The organism is Rhizorhabdus sp., from assembly GCF_018006725.1.
Lineage (GTDB): Bacteria > Pseudomonadota > Alphaproteobacteria > Sphingomonadales > Sphingomonadaceae > Rhizorhabdus.
The window spans coordinates 1-20,203 of sequence record NZ_JAGMXV010000075.1 but is presented as its reverse complement, the minus strand read 5'-3'; the positions used below and the strand labels follow the sequence as shown (position 1 = coordinate 20,203).

Genomic DNA, 20,203 nt, shown 5'->3' with positions numbered 1-20,203 from the left:
CGGTCGGTGAGGGGCGCTCATCGCGCCCTGCCCGGCCGAAGGGCCGGGGAGGGGAGGAGGATTGAAGATCGGTGTCGAGGACATGGGGTCCAGCACGACATCAGGAGACACGTCATGAACATCGGTCAGATCAAGCAGAACGACGCGGGCATCTTCATGGGCCGCATTTCCACCCTCGCGGTCGCGATGACGATCGCGCTGAAGCCGGTCCAGTCGTCCAATCCGCGCGCCCCGCGCTACGAGATCCATGCGCTCACCCCGGGCCGGACGTGGGTGCAGGTCGGCGCGTTCTTTGAACTCACCTCCAACAACACCGGCGAGGCGTTCCTCAACGGCCGCATCGACGATCCGTCGCTCGCCGCGCCGCTCCAGGTCTCGGCCTTCCGCCAGGACGACGGCTCGTACAACGTCGTGTGGCAGCGCGCCCAGAAGCGCCGCGACGTCGGTGCCGCGCTCGGGGTCAAGGCGGACGATGGCGAACCCGCGCTGCCTTTCACCGCCGATGGCCGTGACGTGGCGACCTCGGGCGCAGGCGATGACACCGGAGACGGGCTGGGTGCCAGCACCGCGCCGGTCGACGAGAGGGTCTGACCGGCATCGGGCGGCGCTGACGCGTCGCCCGTATCGCCACCTCGACGGGGATCGCTTCATCGCCGAAGCGGTCCCTGTTGCCGTTAGTGCCTGTTGCAGCCGCGCGGTCCGTGGTGTACGGATTGTCTTCCGTTTTACGGAAGATACGGATTCCCATGTAACAGAAAGATGGCCGTTACAACATTGGCAGGACCAGATGAGGGTCCCATCCTGGAGGGACGCAGGGCTTAATCGATCCCCGGCCGCGTAACGAAAGATGAGGGAAACCATGACCCCTACAATCGAAAAGGCCAGATCGACCGACGTGTCGAAGCGGTTCGGCTTCTATTACGACGAGGCGATGACGCATCCGATCGCGATCGAGCGCAACGGCGCTGCCCGCGTGGTCATGCTACCCGCCTCCGAGTTCGAACGCTTGTCCCGCCTCGATCACCTCGCGCTCTCGCCGCAGGAGTTGAGCGATGAAGCCATCCACGCCATCAGGACCGCGACGCCCAGCGCCGGGTCCGTCCAGAACGATCAGTACGTCGATTGAACCGCAAGCCGGTGACCTGATCTGGTATTTCTACCTCTGGCGGCATGAACATAACCGGGGCGACGAGGACGGCTCGAAACTCCGCCCCTGCATGGTGGTTGGCAGCTATCGCTCAGCCGGAAGGCTCCGTGTCCTGATGGTGCCACTGACGACGCGCGATTATTCACCGGCTGCATCCATCCCTCTGCCGCCGCGATTCATTGAGGCCTTCGGCCTCGATGACCGATCACGCATCGTGTGGGACGACGTGAACGATTTCGCATGGGTCGGACCCGACGTTCGCGCCGGTAACGACGGTAGCACCATCATCGCCGAGGTGCCGAGCCGCATCGTACAACGTGTCGCGGCGCTGATCGTCGAGCATCGGATCACCCCCACCCGGCGAACCGAGTAGGCGATCGATCCTCGCCAACCCGAAGGGCGGCGCCCGCAGACACAGCCCGGTTCGCTGGCCGAGTGGAAAGATCATCACGATCGGCGATGATCCCGCAGCCGGGCGGCGCGTAAAGCCGTCGCTGTCCTGCCAGCGGGTATCGGCAGGCGTTTAACCCCGATGGCGATGAGGACGCCCAGGTCCGATGCGGTTGCCGGCGATCGCCCTGGCGAGGGTCGGCCGTCGGGCGACCTTGCGGCATCCGGTCTCCTTGCCGGTGCGTCGTCGCCCGGGCGCGGCCGTCCTTGTCGAGCTTCGGAGCGGCACCACGTCGGTCAGCGAGCGACGCTGGCGGCACGCCTGCCTTCGCGCCGGGTCGTTCGGGGGTACGGGTCAGGCGACCGACATGAGCGGTTCACGAGGTTTGTCCATGGCAATGCCTGCGGGAACCTTGGGCTGATCGACGGCCCATCCGCCGTTTCGTGTCACCTGCGCCGCGCCCCGGGGCCTCGCAACCCCTTTGGCAGGGCCGTGTTGCCGCGCTTCGCGCGGCTGCCCGCACCACCCCTGCAAAAGGGGTTCCCCTCCGGTCGACCAGGCCCGCCGCCTGCGCGCCGGCCCAGCTCGCCCTCCGGTGCGACGCCCCGAACCGCGACGCCCTTCAGGTGACACCGGCGGACGGACCGCCGACCAACCCAAGGAGGCAATGCCATGAACAACGTGAACCTCGTCGGCCGCCTGACCCGCACCCCCGAACTGCGCGAAGTCAATCGCGCCACCAGCGTCGCGACCATCTTCGTGGCGACCGATCGCCCGAAGCTCAACAAGGACGGCCACACCTACAAAGGCGACGACGGCTTCACCGTCAAGGAGACCGAATACCACAAGGTCACCTGCTTCAACGGCCTCGCCAAGGCGATCGCCGGCAACCGCAAGAAGGGCGACCTCATCGCCATCGAGGGACGCCTGCACTACACCCGCTGGCAGGACAGCGACGGCAACGACCGCTACGGCTGCGAGATCATCGCCGATCGCGCCGAGTTCTACTGACCGGCCAGCGAACCGGGCGGCGCCTGCGGGCGTCGCCCTTCGCGCATGCTTCATCATCGCCCGCGCAGGACGCCTCGCCCACGGTGCTTCGCACCGCGGCCTTGCGCCAGCGCGCGCTCACCTGAAAGGTCCGGCACCATGACCGTCCAGCGCGACATGTTCGACGGCGACCCGTTCGCGCCCGAGCCGATACCTGCGGCACCGGACCCGGTCGCTCGGGTCGACGAGCCGGCACCCGCCGGCGGCGACCACGACGGCAATGCCGTCGCGCTCGCCCCGCTGGCGGTGCCGTGCGGCTTCCGCAACCGTCGCAATGAACCCTGCCGGCGTCTCGCCGAGCGACCCATCCTGATGAACGGCCAGCCCTTCGTCCATCGTGGTCACCAGCTGCTCCAGTGTCCGCGTTCCTGCTGGCTAGACGATGACAGCGCGGTCGAGCCGGACATTGCTGACCGGATCGGTGAAGATATCCGGTTCGCAACCGAACCGGATATCCAGACCGACCCGCACGGCGAGGACCCCGATGCCAACCGCGATCCAGACGACCCGGGAATCCAGGAGATGCCGGATTACGATGCCGGGGATGACGGTGGCGAGTATGAATGGGACTGATCCTGCTGATCCTGCTGTGCTGGCTGTGGGACGGCCGTAGAGGGGCAGGGCGGGGCGTCCCGCCTTGTGGGCGGGACCGGGCTCTATTCGGCCCTGGCGGGCCTCACGGAGCCCCCTGGCGGGGTCTCCGTAGGGTAGACGCGAGACGCCTCTTTCGAGGACGCCCCAGCGCCTCCCCCCGAACCGTGCTTGCACCTTTCAATGCACACGGCTCTCCATTCTGACAGGCATCCGGCCACCGTGATGCGCAACATGACACTTGTGGCACAGGACGACTGTCCTGCGCCGTCGTGCCGATTGTACCCAAGGCGTCAGTTGGTCGCGTCGCTTATCTTTCAGGCGATTGGGATGATGCATCTCGAACGGACCATCGGTGTCGCCGCATGCCTCGCATTGCTCGGCACTCAGGCGCGTGACCAGATCGTTCGGGCTCTGCGCAAGGCGAGAGCCTACCGTGATGGAGTCGACGAGGGGGTTATCCCACGTCTTCACGATCAGATGCTTCAGTTTCCACACCTTATGGACGCGCGGCTCGCCCCGAACCACGGTGATAACACCGTGATCCGACCCCATCTTCAGATATTCCTCGGCCTGCCGCCTCGTCGAGCGTCGCCGGCATGCTACAGTCGCAAAGAGGCTCCTGAGCATGACCAGCTCCAACTTGTCGAGTGACGCTTTCACGCCATCGGCGATCGCATAATAGTTCGCGAAGCCCCGGAACTCTGAGTTATAGGCAACGATAATCTCCGCCAAACTGGATTCCATGAGTTGCGGACGCACCCGGCCATTCCTCATGTCGAGGTTGCCGAGCTTTTTGCGCCTGCAGAACGCATAGACCCGATCCCTCGGCACCCACAGCTTGATATTCCCCCGCGTTGGCCGACGAAGGATGCGTCGCATCCCGCCGCCGACCGCCTGTCGCCCCGCCATTGTTCCGGGAGAGCGCAGCGTGAAGGCGCATACGTGGAAGCCAAGGAACGGCGATCCCCTCGATGCATCGCGAACCCCGGTTTTCTCCGGTGATACCGTCAGATTGAGCCGATCAGCGAGGAAGTGCTGTATGTCGGCCATGATCCGAACGGCATCCGCCTTGCTGCCGATCACGCCGACGAGGAAGTCATCGGCATAACGGCAATAGCGCAGGCGGCGGAAGTTGGGGTCCATTTGATCAACGGATGATATCTTCCGTCGATCCCGATTGATGGCTTCGATCCGAGCAAGACGGGTTCGGACCTCTGCCTCATCCGCGCCAACGGCACGGATTGCATCGATCTCCTTGCGAAGTGCGGCGATTTTCTGGCTTTGGACAACATATGCGGGATTGGCCCGCCGTTTGACGCCCTTGTCGAAGCGAGCCCGCATTTCCTCCATGAACAAGTCAAGCTCATGAAGATAGATGTTGGCAAGCAAGGGCGAGATGACCCCGCCCTGTGGAGTGCCGCTATAGGTCCGCTCGAACTTCCATTCGTCCATGCACCCGGCCTTGAGCATCGTCCCGATCAGATCAATGAACACAGGATCATCGATCCGGCGGGCCAATAGGCTGAGCAGGATATCATGGTCGATGTTGTCGAAGAACCCGCGAACATCCACTTCGATCAGCCATTTCGCGCCCGTCCAGGTTCTGCGGATCTCTTCGAGAGCCGTGTGGCAGGAGCGACCCGCGCGAAACCCATGACTGTGTTTCGAGAACACAGGCTCATAGATCGCCGCGAGGATCATTCTCGCCGCCTCCTGAACGATGCGATCATCCGCCGTAGGAATGCCCAATGGGCGCATTTTACCATTACCCTTGGGGATATAGACCCGCCGCACTGGACGAGGGCGGTAACGGCCTTCCGCCACGCCTTGGGTCAGACGATCCAGCCTCGCCAGCGTCATGCCGTCGAAGGTCTGGCCGTCTACTCCCGGCGTCATGGCACCCCGGTTTCGGGATACCCTGTCATAAGCCCGCTCATATAAGCAGCGGGACCGCATGAGGCGGTGGAGACCATTGATCCGCTTGCCCGCCCGCGACAGGGCCGGAAGCTTCTCGATCCGTCTCAGGATAGTAGCGGTCTGCATCAGCAGTTCCTTTCCGTTGATCCATCGAGTTTACAGAACTGCCGTCCTTCGCCCGGGCGCGCGGATTTCGACAAGGATCGCTCCCGCTTATACCGCTGTCCCGTCCGCCTCTCGGCGGTTGTCCCGGCCATTGCACCGGGCATTTGACTACTATGACGGCTCCGTCGCCATGCAGGTCCGGCAAGCCGTCCTGTTTAGGCGATCCCGCAGTTGCGCGAGTGAGGAGTCGCGGCGCGTTTAGGTGCCCCGTTCGTTTCCTTAATCCCCTTACCGGGGCCACGCCGGGCGGACTGGCAGCGATTTGCAGGGCCGTGCTCCTCGCTCCGCTCGAGACGGTGTGTCAGCCGCGTTCACCGTCACCTACCTAGTGGTCGTTGGAAACTGGGATTCAAACAATCAAGTCTTCACCATGCGCGCCTTGCCTGCTGGTCAACCGTCAGGCTGCGGCGCCCAACTTCGATCCGTACCCCGACATGCTATGGTCCCGTTTTCCTTTCGGAATCTCAGCCGGTTCATCACCAGCACCGGTAAGTCGGTCAGGCATGAGCTATGCCAATAAGCTCAGTTCATTCGAACTCTCCTTTCTTCTTCGCGCCACAACGGCGCACGCCCTGCGGGTGACGATCCCTATGCCGGCGCCGGGCGTCCTGCGCGCGGGCGGCGGCAGCTGGCTCGCCCTCCCGGGCTCACTGGCGCTGCCTTTGCGGCGCTGCGCCTGGCGGCGCATCACCGCCGCCCGTGCTCGGTCCGACCCGGCGTGCCCACCACAACATAATATTTTCTCTCTCTGTGATGAGGAAGTCTGGCATGCGGGGTTGGCGGGCCGTCAAGGACGCGCGGTCCCCCCAATTTTCACGCACCCTTCCGTCTCCGCTTCGCTCCGCCTCCAGGGCACGAGAAAATCGGCTCCCCCGCGCGCGAGCGTTAACCGGGGTCCGCGACCCTGCGGGCCGCGGCTTCCCGGTTAACGTCCCTGACCGCCCTGACCGCCGCATGCCGGATGAGATTCCTCACCGAGAGAAGGTGAGATTTTCAACTCATGGAGGCTATCATGACCAAGTACAGCAACTTCAACGACATGGGCCGCGCGATCAACGAGCGCCGCGCCGACGAGGACACCACCGAGACCTATCAGGGGGCGTTCATCGAGGCGAGCGAGATGGCCAAGCTTTCCATCGTCAGCGAAGCCGAGAAGCTGGACATGCCCGACCCGGAGCAGGCCGCGCACGCCGTCGAGCAGATGCTGGCGACGATGTTCGACGTGTTCCGCGACACCCGCATGGAAGAATTCGCCGCCGATCTCGCATGGGGTTTCGTCAACAGCTTCCACATGGTGGCCAAGCGCATCGAGGGGCGGGAGGATGACGCCGCCAAGAAGCTGGGCGACCTGGTGCGCAGCTACGACCCCTCGGAGATCTACGCGGTGGAACTCGAAGAAACCCAGCTGCTCTGCCAGACCCTCGAGAATTGCGCCGAGGCGATGCGCTGCATGCGGGACCACGCCGGGAACGTGTATCGCGTCGAGACCGGACGGCCCTTCTCGACCGTCCGCGGCAGCAGGGTGTCGTCCAAGCTGACCGCCTCGATGATCGACGGTGCCGACTATCTGGCGGCACGCGCGGCAAAGCGTCGGGACGAGCACAACCCGAGCGGCCCGATTGTCGCCTTCTCGGGCGGCATGGAATGGCACGACCACGAGCAGCTCTTCGAACGCCTCGACCAGATCAAGCGTCGCATCCCGTCGATGGTCCTGATGACCACCGCCATGAACAAGGGTGCCGACGCCATCGCAGCGTCGTGGGCGGCCTCGCGCGAGGTCAAGCTGGTGCGCATGTTCCTCGACAAGCGCCACGGCAACCGGGGCGGGTTCCTCCGCAACGACCGCATCGCCTCGCTGCGTCCCGTCGAAGCGATCGTCTGCGAAGGATCGGGCGTCCAGATCGACTTCGCGCGCAAGCTGCGAACCGCCGGCGTACCGCTCCACGTCTTCCGCAAGGACGGACAGGCACCGGTGCAGCCGAGCCAGCGCAGCCGCCGCGCCTGACGCACCCACGGAAGGGCTCCGGGCAACCGGAGTCCTTCCCCTTTTTTACGTCGCCCTGGGCGGCGCTCCGGGGCATCGAGCCCCATCGCGCCGCGTGGGACTGACCTATCGGTCGATCACGCCACGTTGCCCGCTCGGCACGGCTCGCTCGCGGCAGGGCAATGCCGTCGCATTGCCACTGCCAGCTACGCCTCGCCGGTGCCGGGGTCGATACCGACACCCGTCGCATCGCCTCGCTCGCTTTGCGGTCATCGCTGAATGCGATGACCAGCGCGCTACGCCTCGGCCGATACGACTGGCGATCGTCGTTGAACACCAATCGGCACGCCTCGCTTGCTTCACGGCGATCCCTTCGGATCGCCGGTTCGCTACGCATCGCCGTGCCGATCGCGTTGGCTTATCGACCGCGCCGTCTCGCTCGCATCGCGGCCACGCCTGCGCGTGTCACGCTCGCTACGCATCGACCGGCGCGGTTCAACCGGCGTCACGCTTGCGGCATCAGCACGGCTCGCTGGCGGGCGCGGCGATGCCGTCGCATCGCCTGCACTGCCGCTGCGCATCGCACCGTGCCGATGCCATCGCGCAGGAGCTGACCGGCACGGCTCGCTCGCTTCACGGCGATCCCTTCGGATCGCCGGTTCGCTACGCCTCGCTCGTGCCGATCGCACCCGCTTATCGACCGCGCCCGTCTCGCTCGCATCGCGGCCACGCCTGCGCGTGTCGCGCTCGCTACGCATCGACCGGCGCAGTCCGACCAATGCCCGGCTCGCTCGCGGTGCCGCAATGCCTGCGCATTGCGAGCACCAGCTACGCATCGCTCGGGCACCCGGTCCTGCGGACCGACCCATGACCCCGTGAACGGCCATGCCGATCCTGACGGATCGGAAGGGGAGGGGAACCGGAGATGATGGTTCCAATGGGAGACAGACCATGTCGATCACCTTCTTCCTCAGCGTCGATCGCAAAGCCGACGCCGCGCCCGCCGTCATCACCGCCCGCCAGCTTGCCGCGTTCCGCGCCTTCGCCCGCGAACGTGGCCAGCTGCTCGAAGACGAGGATGATGACCCGCTCGTGTCGTGCTCGTTCGAAGCTCGCGTCTGCCCCTGGTCGCTCGCGTCGATCTGCGCGATCTTCGATCACGATGTGGGTGTCATCGCCGTGGTCGAGGAAGCCCAGTTCCGTGGCCTCAACGTGCGCTTCTGGCACGATGACGCGACCCGCACGATCACGATGCGCGTCGCCAGCACCCCGGACGGCGCAGCGGAGATCAATCTCGCGAACGGCAACGCCTTCCACGTCCTCGACGCGCTACGACTTTCGGACGATAATTGCGGCAGCATGCCCATCGGGCAACTACGCGAAACACTCGGCCACCCCTATGTTCGCCGCGACCTTGGTCGCCTCGATGGTCGTTACCTCGAACGCTTCGACACCCTCGCTGCTCAGGCCGACACCAGTGAAGGGATACGCATGGTCTGGGGATAGCCTCCCTCCAGTCGCCATCGCGTCGGGGAGCATCGGGCTTCGCCTCGATGCTCCCCATTCTTATGCCTGAATGGACCGAAGCTTCGCCAACTCGGCCCAAGCATTGAAAAGGGGAGCGCCTAACGGCAGCTCCCCTTCTATTTGCATGATGGGCTTGAGCCCGCTTTCGCGCTGACCCGCTTACGCGGTCAGGCGCTTCACGGTCTCGGCGATCCCGAGTTTCTTGATCGCTCCAATGATCGCGCTGAACTGGGCAGGATCGGCCTTCATCAACCCCGACCGTTCCACCTCCTTCAGCAGCTCCGAACGCTCACGATCGGCCAGTTGCTTGCGGCGTTCGTTGAGCCGCTGTTCGTCCGCCTCAAGCTGTGCCCGTTCCTGCTCGATACTCCGTGCCATATGACCTGCCTTTTCTGATCGTGGATCGGCCTCCATTTCCCACGATGCCAGCACCGCTCCACCGGCACAATAGCGACACTCATAATCGCTCGCTGGTCCGGCTTTACCGGACCAGCATGAGGCGACGGACACTGACCTTCGGCCAGGTCCGTCGTCGGGCGGGATTGCTCCGCCCAATACCCTTCGGTCCAGTCCGGTGGTCGCCTGCCTGCGGCGCTTACTCTCCCGGAACCCAGTCCAATGATCGGACATCCAGCCATGATGCCACCACCACCGCCACAGTCCCTAAGGATTTGCACACCGTACGCGGCACGCCGCAGGTTAAGTGTCTGTAATTGCCGGTGTTTGCAGGGGCAAACATGTTTGCCCCTGCAAACGCCTTGGTGGTTCTCCCCTAAGCGCTTGAGAACGCGCGAAAATCCCTGTTTGCAGGGTGAATGCGTTTTCACTCTATACCTCGGGACCAGGCTGTAGTATTTTCCACTCTCCGAAAACCCCACCAGCCACTTTCAAGTGGGTGGTGAATGTCTAACTCGACGATAGCTTTCAGACTTTCGTCTGAAGAGATTGCGGCACTTGATCGTGTAGCCGCGAAACGGTCGTGCTCCCGGTCTGAGGCCGCGCGCACTGCGCTTATGTTCGGTATCCGTTTCGCTGAGGCCGAGCATACTTTCAACATCACCCGTGCGGTCCTCGTTCTCGAGTACATGCAGGCGGCGATCGACGTGATTATCACACGCGATCACGGCGACGTCGTACCCCAGCTTCGCGAAGCCGCGAAGGAGCGCCTGGCGACGTTCCATGCGTAGCGGCGACATCCGGTTCAACGGTCAGGCGGCGACCGTAAAGCACCATTCCGCGCGGGGGCGGATCACCCGCAACTCGGGCAATTTCACCCGCGGTTCGCAGCTTCTCGCCAGTCAGTACAAGATGACCTGGGCGGGCCTCCAGGTGCCCATCTGGATATGGCTGGGGACGTTCATCGTCCTGTTCAATATCTTCGTCTGGCTGGGCCTCGCCGAGCATGAATTCCAGCTCGACCTGATGAAGCTCTATTCCGCCATCTGGACGTGGGTCGGCGGGGACAAATTCCACCTCATCAACCTGACCTTGCCAAACGGCATCGTGACCAAGGTTCCGATCGGCTACGTCCCCTACGAACCCCATGTCGTTCATGCCTGGGCGAAGACGGTCAAGATCTTCCTGACGACACTCGTCATGTCGGCCTTCATCGCAGCACCGATCATCATGTGGTTCATCATGTGGGCAAACAAGCGCGGCAGCGACATGCTCCAGGAACGCCACAACCGCGGCGCCCTGTTGGTCGAGCGTGACGTGCTCGTCAAAACTGTCAGCGGCCACAACCGGCGCAAGTTCCGCACCGAGTGCGCCGAACACGATCCGCCGTACGTCCCCGAACTCGTCGCCAAGGCTCCGATCCTCGATCGGATCGACCGGGGCATCCACGTTCCATACACGATCGCCGGCATCCCCTATCCGTGGCGGCTCGAACAGAGCCATACCATGCTCATCGGCACCACCGGCACCGGCAAGACGACCCAGCTGCGCAGCCACGTCTCGCAGCTTCGCGCGCGCGGTCATCGCGCGGTCATCTTTGACCTGACCGGCGTGTTCGTGGAGACGTTCTACAACCCAGAAACCGACGTCATTCTCAACCCTATGGACGAGCGTTGCGCGCCGTGGACGCTGTTCGACGAATGCCGCAACTATGCCGATTTCGTTTCGGCCGCATCGGCCCTCATTCCCTCGCATCCCGACGACAAGGAACCGTTCTGGCAGAACGCCGCGCGGATGCTCTTCATCGAGATGTGCCTGAAGCTTCAGGAGATGGGTGAAGCGAACAACGCCGCGATCGCGCACCACCTGATGCAGGCCGATCTGAAGTCGATCAACGCCAAGCTCGATGACACCATCGCCGCCCCGCTGACGACCGAGAAAGCCGCCCGCATGGCGGAATCGATCCGCTCGGTTCTGAACGTCAACGGACAGGCGCTACGCTTCATGCCGGACCCTGTCCCGGGCGGCCCGCCCGCCTTCTCGATCCGCGACTGGATCGCGACCGACAATCGCGACGGCTCGATCATGTTCATCACCGGCTCGTACAACGACCTCGAGATGACCCGCGGTCTGTTCACGCTGTGGATCGATCTGGCCGTCAACAACCTCATGCGCCTGCCCAAGACCCGTGACCTGCGGACCTGGTATCTGTTTGACGAAGTCCATGCGCTTCACGCGCTTCCTGGTATCGAGCATGGCCTCCAGTCGGCCCGCAACTTCGGCGGTGCGTTCGTCCTTGGGATCCACTCGTTCGACAAGCTGGTCGCGACCTATGGCTTGCAGAACGCGACCGCGCTCACCGGACTTGCGCGCACCAAGCTGATCCTCGCCACCGCCGATCGAACCACAGCCGAAAAGTGCTCCGAGTTCATCGGCAGCCGCGAGGTCCGCCAGATGGATGAGGCCTACAGCTACGGCTACAACAACACCCGCGACGCCTCGACCCTCACGCCTCGCACGGCGATCGAGCCGCTGGTCATCCCCGACGACATCAACAACCTGCCGTCGCTCCACGGCTTCGTGAAGTTTCCCGATGGATTTCCCGCTGCGCGGATCGAACTCAAATACCGCTCCTATGCCGAGGTCGCGCCGGGGGCGGTGCCCCGCAAGAACTTCAAGCCTACCGAATACGTCTCGCCGGAAGACCGGCGTCGTCAGAACACCCGGAACAATGGCGCGGATGAGGGGGGTGAGGGTGGCCGCGAGCATACCCCCACACGGCCTGTGGGGGGCGTGGAGGCGAAGGAAAGGCAAGAGCCGGACCTGACCGCCTCGCAGCCCGAGAAGCCGCGTAGCGAGGCTGAAAAGGCGGCTGCGGCGATGGAGGTCACCGGGTCGCTGCCGGTGGTGATCGATCAGATAACCGGCAAGGGCGTCGCCAGCAGCCCGACCGGCGTCGATGCCGTCCGCGCGTCGGATGCCGCAACGAGGGTCGGGGGCGAACCTTCCAAGCCTGTGACGGGAGGTTCATCCAGTCTGGATGCCCAACTCGGCGGCATGGGCATGTCCCTGATCGAGAACCGTGCGGGTCCGCAGAGCGGGGTGGATCCGACGCGCGGCGAGGCGTCACGCCATGCCCCGGAAAGCCGGTCCGATCGCGGTGATGCCGATCGCCACGAGGACCAGGCGACCCGCGAATTGCGCGATGGGTTTGCGACGCAGCGCGACCCCGATCACCACCATCGTCATCACGGCCCGGATCATTCGCCGGAGATCGATGACGACATGGACATGGGGATGTAGCCGATGCTGTCGATCGCTTCCGTCAAGTCCGCCTCCGGCGCGGCGCAGTATTTCGCCAAGGACGATTACTACACCGCCGAGCATTCGTCCGAGGCGACCGCCTGGGGCGGGGTGGGCGCGGCCGACCTTGGCCTCAAGGGCGAGGTGACCAAGGAAGACTTCGAGAAGATCCTCAACGGCGAGATGCCCGATGGCGAGAAGGTCGGGCAGGTCGAGGGTCGGCGGTTAGGCGTCGACCTGACCTTCTCGATGCCGAAATCGGCGAGCGTCATGGCCTATGTCGCCGGCGACGCCCGTGTGCTCACCGCGCATATGAACGCGGTAAAGGCGACGATGGGCTGGGTCGAGAAGACCTTCGCCGAAGGCCGCACCTACGATCAGTCCAGGTCAGGGGATGCGGTGCGTACCGGCAACCTCGTCTATGCGCTGTTCCAGCACGACACGAGCCGCGCTCTCGATCCGCAGGGCCACATCCACGTCCTTATCGCCAACATGACCAAGATGGCGAACGGGGCATGGCAGGCGCTCCACAACCAGCAGCTCTGGAAGAACAACACCACGATCGGCGCGGCCTATCACGCCCAGTTTCGCGCCGAGCTGGCAAAGATCGGCTACGAAACAAGCGTCACCGGCAAGCACGGCCAGTTCGAGATCGCCGGCGTGCCTAAGGAGGTGATCGACACCTTCAGCCAGCGGCGCGCCGATATCCTGGCGAAAGCCGGCGAGCTCGGTGTCACCTCCGCCGAGGCGTTGCGCAAGGTGACCAACAATACCCGCGACGCCAAGCTGAACGTCGAGGATCGCGATGCCCTGCGCCAGGAATGGCGTGACCGGGCGGCCGCGCTCGGATTCGACGGCAAGGCACTGGTCGATGCCGCGCGCGAGCGTGCTGGCGCCAGCGGCCTCGATGCCCAGCCACGACCGATGGAGCGCCTCGGTGACGTCCTGGCCAATCTCCGCGAAAGCCTGGGCGAGTTATTCCGACCCGCCGATCCGCTCGTCGCCAGCGGCCTCGACCGGCTGCGCATCGCGCCGGTGGATCTGCGCGCCCAGCACGCCGTCGCCTCCGCGATCCGCATCCATGCCCAACGCGAAGCCGCGTTCGCGGTGCCGGACATCACCAGGACCGCGCTCGACCTCGGGCTGAAGGGTGTCACCGCCGCGCATGTCGACGCGCGCGTCTCCGAGCTCATCCGCAACGAGAAGCTGATTCCGGGCAAGGATGACCGGATCGACAGCGTCGTCACCCATGTCACGACGCCCGAGGCGCTCGCGACGGAGCGCGGCATCCTTGCAGAGATCGAGCGCGGCAAGGGGGAGGGGCGGGTGATCGTCTCCGCCGACACCGTTATCGAGCGGATCAACGCCGCATCGGGCGACAAGGAACTCAATGCAGGGCAGATGGCGGCCGCGACGATGGCGCTCACTTCCGCCGATCGCATCGTCGCGGTCCAGGGCGTCTCGGGCGCCGGCAAGTCGACCATGCTGGCGAGCGTCGCGCGCAATGTCGAGCAGGAAGGCGGCAAGGTGGTCGGTCTCGCGCTCATGAAGGCGACCGCCGATCGTCTCGGCGCCGAAGCCGGCATCGAGAGCCGCACCGTGTCCTCGTTCGTCCACAGCTATGCCCGCCACGCGCTCGCTGGGAAGGGCGCGGGCTATGACGGCGCGCGAGACGCGCTCGCCGGCACCACGCTCATCCTCGACGAAGCCTCGATGGTCGGCTCGGAGCAGATGAAGCACCTGGTCGGCATCGCCAATGCGCTCGGCGTCGATCGCTTCCTGATGATCGGCGATCGCCAGCAGATCACCGCGGTCGACGCCGGCAAGGCGTTCGCGCTCGCGCAGGCCGGCGGGATCACGCTGGCGCGGATGGACGAGAATCTGCGCCAGCGCACCGAGCAGCTGCGCACCGTCGCCGCGCTGACCAACCGCGGCGAGGTGCGCGAGGCGATGGCGATGCTCGGCGACAAGGTCACCGCCAACCCCGAGCATGTGAAGGCCGCGGCCGAACACTGGCTGGGCCTAACCCCCGAACAGCGCGAGACCACCGCGATGTTCTCGTCGGGCCGCGTCGCGCGCGCAGAGCTCAACGTGCGCATCCAGGACGGCCTCGCCGCGGAGGGCACGTTGAAAGGGGACGGCGTCGTCACCCCGGTCCTCGACAAGGTCAACGTCACGCGCGAGGAACTCCGCTACGCGCATACCTATAAGCCCGGCCAGGTGATCGACCTGCGCCATGCCATGCGCGAGCTCGGCCTCAGCCCCGGCACCTATGACGTGCTCGGCGTCGACGCGAAGGGGCGCGTTCAGGTCCAGATCGGCAACCGGGTACGGACCTTCGATCCGCAGAAGATATCGCCGGTCGACAAGACCGACGCGATGCAGCTCGCCCAGCGCGAGCAGATCAAGCTGCATGAGGGCGACAAGATCCGCTGGACCCAGAACGACAAGGACCGCGGCCTCAACAACAACGATATCGCCCGCGTCGTCTCGGCCGACCCGTCGGGGATCAAGGTGGAGGCGAGCGACGGCACCCTCCACGAGCTGAAGGCGGGCGATCCGATGATGGAGCGGATCAGCCTCGCCTACGCGCTCAACATGCACGCGGCGCAGGGCATCACCACCGACACCGCGATCGCGGTGATGAGCCACAGGGAATCGAACCTCTCCAACCAGCGGCTGTTCAACGTCACCGTCACGCGCGTCCGCGACGACATCCAGCTGTTCACCGACGACCGCGAGAAGCTGACCGCCGCGATCGAGCGCAACGAGGGCAACAAGACCTCGGCGCTCGAGACCACCGGCGCGCTGTCGATCGACCCCGATCGCGGCGCTGCCGGCGCAGCCACGAAAGCCGGCGCGGGCGAGACGTTCAACCCTGCGCTGCCGCCCGTCCTCGATCGCGGACCGGAGAAAGTCGGAGGCGAGCCGAGCGCAGATACAGCCCGCCCCTCGACCGGCGGCAAGATCGACATCCGTACCGATCCCTCGCTCGACCTCTCCCGGTTCAGCGTCCCGGTCGAGCCCAAAGGGCCTGAACTTCCCTACCCCGAAAAGGACATCGGACTGGAGCTATGAGCATGACCACATCACCACCGACCTGGGACCAGGTGATCGCCACCAAGCACTGGCACGCCTGCGACCTCGACACTCATACGCTCACGCAATGCAGCCAGCTCGCGCGGCGCGACGATGCGCTCGACTGGGGCGGCGAAACGCTTGCGATGGCCGCGATTTTCGGCCTGACCTACGTCTTACTCCTGCCGCTCACCCGCGCGCTGCGTGCCCTCCGGGTCCGGTCCGAGCCAGCACGATGAGCCTCGCCGACCGCGACTATATGCACGGGCCTCCCCGCATCGGTCGGACCTCGCGGCTCGACACGCCGCCCTGCGACGCGATCGAGGGAACGGCCGAGTATGGCCATCAGGCCCGCAGGAAGCCCGTGGAGCCACGGTCAACCGCACCACGCATGATCGTCCCGCTGACGCGCCGGTTGCGTCAGGCGGGACTCCTGGCGGCCGCGGTGGCGGCTTTCACCTTCGCCTGGGCGGTCGGATGCGGAATCGTCAGCGCGTCGCTTCACACCGATGGTGGAATTTTCGTTCCGCCCGCAATCCAAGGTACGCCCGGTGGACGGTAGTTTCCCTTTTCGCTTCCGGCGCCAACCCGAGCCGACGCACGCGACCCTCACGATCGCCGAAACCGCGGATCTGACGGAAGCGGCGCTTGAAGCGGTCCGCGCCGGTGACGGGGGCCGGCTCGCGGTATTCGGCGATGGCGACGCGATCGCCGAACTCGCCGACCAGGTCCGCGACCAGCTGATCGACCCCGCGCGCGGCAACTGGGACTTCTTCGCAGACCATCCGAGCGACTATGCACGCTCGTCCGCGATCGAAGCGTTCCTTCCCGACGATCCTGACGTTTGCTCGGGCTACACCTGCGCTTCGCGCTATGTGCTGCTCCGCGCGATCCAGCATGCCGGCGATGAACCTGGTGCGACCCTTTCGGCCGTCCGCGATCTGATACGGGATCTCCCGCCGGAAGCCGTCGCAGAGGCGGCGGGACACGATTCTGGAAACGGTCACGCCCTGCGTTGGGGAATGACCGTGCTGGCCGGCGTGCGACGAGCGACCCACGCTTTCGCCGACCACGACCGGCTGATGCCCAGGATCTCCATCGCGCGCTGGCTGGCAGGATCGGCGTCGACCATCCTGTTCGTACGACGCGAACCTGGACTGACTTCGAGCGAGGTTGTCGCCGTCGAGGCCTCGCTGCGCGATCACGCGATGCTGTCCAGAATGGACGTGTTTCCCCTGGCTCTCCCCTCGCAGTCGATGGAGGTGGTCGATGGGCATCGATGATCGCGACTATATGCGCGATCGCTACCGCAAGCGGCAGGGGCTCGATCCCGGTGCGACGCAATGGAACGATCGCAAGGCACGGGTCGAGCTGAACCGCTTCGGGTTCAGGAAATCGGTGCCGCTGGGGAGCGCGAGCTGGATATCTGGCGGATCGAAAGGGTCGTGGTTCGAAGCCAGGAACAGGGGCCACGATTATCAGCGCGGTCGATGGCGGCCCCGCCCGCGCTTCACGCCGGCCCCTTACTGGCAGGCGCTGGGCGTCGGTGTTGCCATCGCACTGGTCCTTGCGGCCTGGGCCGGGCAGGGCCAGATCAAGCGCGCAACCTCCAGCCTGTTCGCGTCAATCGTGGGGACGAACACCGGTTTTCCGGAATCGGGAACGGTCGCCGTCTCCTCCAGCGTCGACCTGCGAACCGTCAGAAGCCACCTGACCATTCAGGGTGCGGCAGACAATAGCATCGTCCAGCTGCTCGATCCGGCGACGGCGAAGAACCGGCTGTCGGTCTATGTCCGCGCCTTCGAGCGTGTCACCGTGCCAGCCCCGCTCGGCCAATATCGCGTCCGCTTCATCCACGGCCGCGAATGGGCAGATTCTCGGACCTTCTTCGGCAAGGGCACGCTGCACGACGAGGTTGCCGGCGTGATGCTGTTCACGCGACGGGTCGGGCACACGCTCGATCTTCGTCTGGGGGCCGACAGCAATCTCGTGGTCCGGCGCATCGCCGCCAAACCGGCCTCGATCCAGTGACACTGTCCTTCATCCACGCGCGGGGATTTCGCATCGCACCGCCAGGACCGGCCCCCGCGCGCCGGCACGGCGATCAACCGGGACAGGAGACATGAGCAACTGGGATTTCGAGGAAATGGGCGAGTTCGGCTCGGATGCCGACGCAGACCGCTGGGCGAAGCGCAACAACATCGCCCCGCAGGATGTCCGCATTCGCCGCAAGGGGGACGGGGTTGAGCTGGAGGTCCGGCGCTCGGCGCTGGGCGACAGCAGCGCCCGCCACGATGACCGTCGCGACGGCCGACGCAACGGTTTCTTCTGAAAACGGCCAGGGAAGGAGTACACACGATGAAACTGAAGATGATCGCCGCGCTGGGGCTTGCCGCCCTCTCCGTGGCCTTGCCGTCGGCCGCCAGCGCGCAGTCGTCGGCGCCGGTCCTGCTCGCGATGGCGAGCTTCGCCGGAAGTCATGCCGGCACCGATGCCGCGCGCGAGGTCGAGGCGAAGAAGGCGCGCTATCGCGCGCACGCGCTTCACAACGGCAAATGCAAGGACTGCGCGGACTGTCCCGACTGCAAGGACTGTGACGAAGCCGCGAAGAAAGTTGCGGCGGACGAGGAGCGTGCCGGGATCTGCGATCCCGCAGCGCATGCGAAGAAGGCGGGCGCCGGTGCTTGATCGCACCCGCATGCTCGTCGTGACGGCCGCGCTCGCGGCCGTCACACCTTCAATGGCCCACGCCCAGAAGCTGGGGCAGGGCGGCACCGGCGTCGACGAGACGACCGCCGTGCCGCAATGCCAGGTGCCGCTCGGCGTTGCCGCGCTGGTTGAGGAGAAGGCCGCCAACCCGGCCGATGGCCTGTCGCCGCAACTGCAGGCGCTCATGCGCATGGCGGAGATGCAGAACGGCGGTTCGACCGCGCGCGTCGACGCGCTGCCACTGGTCAAGCTGATGATCGCGCGATCCAATTGCTTCCGCGTCGCCGATCGCGGCGAGGCGTTCAGCGCGCTCGAACGCGAACGCGCGATCAATGGCGGGACTGCCACAACCCGGCCTGTCACCAAGGCGGATTATCTGATCGAGGTGAAGGTGGTCTATTCCGACGCCAAGTCGCGTGAGAGCGGGGGCGGGGTCGGCGGTGTGTTCGGCGGGGCGGTCGGGCTCAAGTCGAAGACACTCGAAAGCCAGGTGCTGATGACGCTGGTCGACGTGAACACCGGCATCCAGGAAGCGGTCGCCAGCGGGTCGGCGCGCAAGAAGGATATCGGCGTCGTGGGCGGTGGGCTGTTGCTCGGCCTTGGCGTGGGTGCGCTCGGTGGAAGCTACGCCTCGACCGACATCGGCAAGATCACCACGCTGGCGACGCTCGATGCGTTCCGCAAGCTGATCGAGGATGCACGGCCACGGCTCGAGGCGAGGCTGGTGCCGGCCAAGCCGCCCGCAATGGTGCCTCCCGCCTCCGCGCCGCTACCGGCGCAGGCGGTTCAACCGCTGCCGCAGCCAAATCCGGGAACGCCGAAACGATGATCCGCAAGAAATCGACCCGCGCGGCCGAGATCGCATTTGCCGACGAAGTGATGGCGTCCGACGAGTTCGCGGCTCTCCCCGAGCGCGTGCGATCGACGGTGCGGAACCATCGCCAGGGGATGCGGGGCGAGCGCGAGACCGCCTATATGCTCGATCACCAATTCGGGCCTGACAACGACCGCAACCTGCTTATCCACGATCTGCGCCTGCCGGACGGGCAGGGCGGGTTCGCGCAGTTCGATCATATCCTGCTGTCGCGGGCGTCGCGCACCGCCTCGATCTTCGAATCCAAGAACTACTCTGGCCGGATCTCGAAGAACGAGCATGGCGAATGGATGGTCTGGTATCGCTCGCAACGTCAGCCGCAGAACATCCCCAATCCGGTCGAACAGGCCAAACGACAACGCAAGGTGCTGCAGGCGTGGCTGAAGCGAAAAGGGCATGACAGGGCGTTCGCGGAGGTCGGCGTATTCGTGTCCGTTCCGCCCACCGCGATGATCGACCGTTCCAAAATCGGCAGCGACGAGCCGATCTACAAATGCGACAACCTTTACAAAGCCTGGGTGCCGTTCGGCGGGTCATCGCCCCTGGGACGAATGTTTTCGACCGGCGTCACCGCCGCGCAGATGGTCGAGATCGCCGACCAGCTCATCGCCGACCATGTCCAGGAGGGCGATATCTATACCCGCCTCGGCATCGTTCCTGACAGCACGGACGCCGCCGATACGTCTCATACCGGCGACCCGTCTGGGCCGATCAACATGCCCATCGTCCAGGCCGCGTCTGTGCCGGAATTGCCGCCGTACGTCGAGGCAGAGCCTGTCACTGTTCATCCGGCGCAAAGTCCCTCCACATCGGTAGCGGTTGAATGCACCGTTTTGGAGGTATCGCCCCCTGCCAAGGCGGTTCCCGTCAAGGCGGGCGCACCTATCGAGGTATGCGCCGGGATCGTCGAGCGGACACTGCCAGATGGCCGCATCGCATTCAGGGCCGCGCGCGACGATGAGATCGGCAGGGAGGTTCTTTCCGCGTTGTGCAAGGGCAAGGCGATCTGGAACCCGAGATTCTCCAACTGGATCTGCGTGCCCGACGTCGCCGACGTGATCCGGGCTG

General features: G+C 65.2%; 21 protein-coding genes. 19 read left to right on the top strand and 2 right to left on the bottom strand.

Translation table 11 applies throughout. The features are described from left to right. Positions 1-114 precede the first annotated feature (114 nt). The 5 genes from KAY22_RS12190 to KAY22_RS12170 all read left to right on the top strand — a co-directional run bounded on the left by KAY22_RS12190 (position 115) and on the right by KAY22_RS12170 (position 3,161). Positions 115-591 (top strand): DUF736 domain-containing protein, encoded by a 477-nt coding sequence (locus KAY22_RS12190; protein ID WP_024310589.1) that lies wholly within the window; start codon positions 115-117, stop codon positions 589-591. 268 nt (positions 592-859) lie between these two features. Next, complete coding sequence (locus tag KAY22_RS12185) at positions 860-1,126, top strand: type II toxin-antitoxin system Phd/YefM family antitoxin (protein WP_010409116.1); 267 nt, start codon at positions 860-862, stop codon at positions 1,124-1,126. A 136-nt stretch (positions 1,127-1,262) separates the two neighbouring features. After that, a complete protein-coding gene (locus tag KAY22_RS12180; RefSeq protein WP_062126514.1) occupies positions 1,263-1,520 on the top strand; it encodes a hypothetical protein in 258 nt (85 codons plus the stop codon). 690 nt (positions 1,521-2,210) lie between these two features. Further along, a complete protein-coding gene (locus tag KAY22_RS12175) occupies positions 2,211-2,549 on the top strand; it encodes a single-stranded DNA-binding protein (protein ID WP_010409121.1) in 339 nt (112 codons plus the stop codon). A gap of 138 nt (positions 2,550-2,687) precedes the next feature. Then, the gene (locus tag KAY22_RS12170) at positions 2,688-3,161 is read left to right on the top strand and encodes a hypothetical protein (protein ID WP_062126517.1); all 474 of its coding nucleotides are present in this window, start codon (positions 2,688-2,690) and stop codon (positions 3,159-3,161) included. Positions 3,162-3,359: 198 nt separating this feature from the next. Here KAY22_RS12170 and KAY22_RS12165 read toward each other — a convergent pair whose 3' ends face one another. Beyond that, positions 3,360-5,225 carry a reverse transcriptase/maturase family protein gene (locus KAY22_RS12165; RefSeq protein WP_046408784.1) on the bottom strand — a complete coding sequence of 622 codons (1,866 nt, stop codon included), beginning with the start codon at positions 5,223-5,225 and terminating at the stop codon, positions 3,360-3,362. Positions 5,226-6,276: 1,051 nt separating this feature from the next. On the opposite strand from KAY22_RS12165, the gene KAY22_RS12160 reads away from it, so the two are divergent. From KAY22_RS12160 to KAY22_RS12150, 3 genes are all read left to right on the top strand, one after another. Further along, complete coding sequence (locus KAY22_RS12160) at positions 6,277-7,269, top strand: SLOG family protein (protein ID WP_033967475.1); 993 nt, start codon at positions 6,277-6,279, stop codon at positions 7,267-7,269. Between the two features lie 490 nt (positions 7,270-7,759). Then, positions 7,760-8,119: a hypothetical protein gene (locus KAY22_RS12155; RefSeq protein ID WP_296623722.1), complete on the top strand. Its 360-nt coding sequence runs from the start codon at positions 7,760-7,762 to the stop codon at positions 8,117-8,119. 80 nt (positions 8,120-8,199) lie between these two features. Next, a complete protein-coding gene (locus tag KAY22_RS12150) occupies positions 8,200-8,754 on the top strand; it encodes a hypothetical protein (RefSeq protein WP_296623719.1) in 555 nt (184 codons plus the stop codon). 180 nt (positions 8,755-8,934) lie between these two features. On the opposite strand, the gene KAY22_RS12145 is transcribed toward KAY22_RS12150, so the two are convergent. Next, positions 8,935-9,153 (bottom strand): hypothetical protein, encoded by a 219-nt coding sequence (locus KAY22_RS12145; RefSeq protein ID WP_010409132.1) that lies wholly within the window; start codon positions 9,151-9,153, stop codon positions 8,935-8,937. 635 nt (positions 9,154-9,788) lie between these two features. On the opposite strand from KAY22_RS12145, the gene KAY22_RS12140 reads away from it, so the two are divergent. From KAY22_RS12140 to KAY22_RS12090, 11 genes are all read left to right on the top strand, one after another. Next, on the top strand, positions 9,789-9,962 hold the full coding sequence (locus KAY22_RS12140; protein WP_154651477.1) for a hypothetical protein: 174 nt from the start codon (positions 9,789-9,791) through the stop codon (positions 9,960-9,962). Further along, positions 9,955-12,474 carry a type IV secretion system DNA-binding domain-containing protein gene (locus KAY22_RS12135; protein ID WP_033967470.1) on the top strand — a complete coding sequence of 840 codons (2,520 nt, stop codon included), beginning with the start codon at positions 9,955-9,957 and terminating at the stop codon, positions 12,472-12,474. Before KAY22_RS12140 ends, KAY22_RS12135 begins: the two co-directional genes overlap by 8 nt. 3 nt (positions 12,475-12,477) lie before the next feature. After that, a complete protein-coding gene (gene mobF, locus KAY22_RS12130; RefSeq protein ID WP_296623714.1) occupies positions 12,478-15,552 on the top strand; it encodes a MobF family relaxase in 3,075 nt (1,024 codons plus the stop codon). Between the two features lie 2 nt (positions 15,553-15,554). Further along, entirely contained in the window at positions 15,555-15,791 is a 237-nt protein-coding gene (locus tag KAY22_RS12125; RefSeq protein ID WP_033967468.1) for a hypothetical protein, read from the top strand. Further along, a complete protein-coding gene (locus tag KAY22_RS12120; protein ID WP_033967467.1) occupies positions 15,788-16,114 on the top strand; it encodes a hypothetical protein in 327 nt (108 codons plus the stop codon). The genes KAY22_RS12125 and KAY22_RS12120 overlap by 4 nt, the downstream gene beginning before the upstream one ends. Continuing rightward, a complete protein-coding gene (locus tag KAY22_RS12115; protein WP_010409143.1) occupies positions 16,104-16,835 on the top strand; it encodes a hypothetical protein in 732 nt (243 codons plus the stop codon). Before KAY22_RS12120 ends, KAY22_RS12115 begins: the two co-directional genes overlap by 11 nt. Further along, positions 16,822-17,583: a hypothetical protein gene (locus tag KAY22_RS12110; RefSeq protein WP_010409145.1), complete on the top strand. Its 762-nt coding sequence runs from the start codon at positions 16,822-16,824 to the stop codon at positions 17,581-17,583. The genes KAY22_RS12115 and KAY22_RS12110 overlap by 14 nt, the downstream gene beginning before the upstream one ends. 91 nt (positions 17,584-17,674) lie before the next feature. Then, positions 17,675-17,884 carry a hypothetical protein gene (locus KAY22_RS12105; RefSeq protein ID WP_010409146.1) on the top strand — a complete coding sequence of 70 codons (210 nt, stop codon included), beginning with the start codon at positions 17,675-17,677 and terminating at the stop codon, positions 17,882-17,884. Positions 17,885-17,910: 26 nt separating this feature from the next. Continuing rightward, a complete protein-coding gene (locus tag KAY22_RS12100) occupies positions 17,911-18,240 on the top strand; it encodes a hypothetical protein (RefSeq protein WP_010409148.1) in 330 nt (109 codons plus the stop codon). Beyond that, positions 18,233-19,090 (top strand): CsgG/HfaB family protein, encoded by an 858-nt coding sequence (locus KAY22_RS12095; RefSeq protein WP_010409149.1) that lies wholly within the window; start codon positions 18,233-18,235, stop codon positions 19,088-19,090. The genes KAY22_RS12100 and KAY22_RS12095 overlap by 8 nt, the downstream gene beginning before the upstream one ends. Further along, positions 19,087-20,203: nuclease-related domain-containing protein (locus KAY22_RS12090; protein WP_296623703.1), on the top strand; the 1,117-nt coding region annotated here is incomplete at its 3' end. The genes KAY22_RS12095 and KAY22_RS12090, both read left to right, overlap by 4 nt.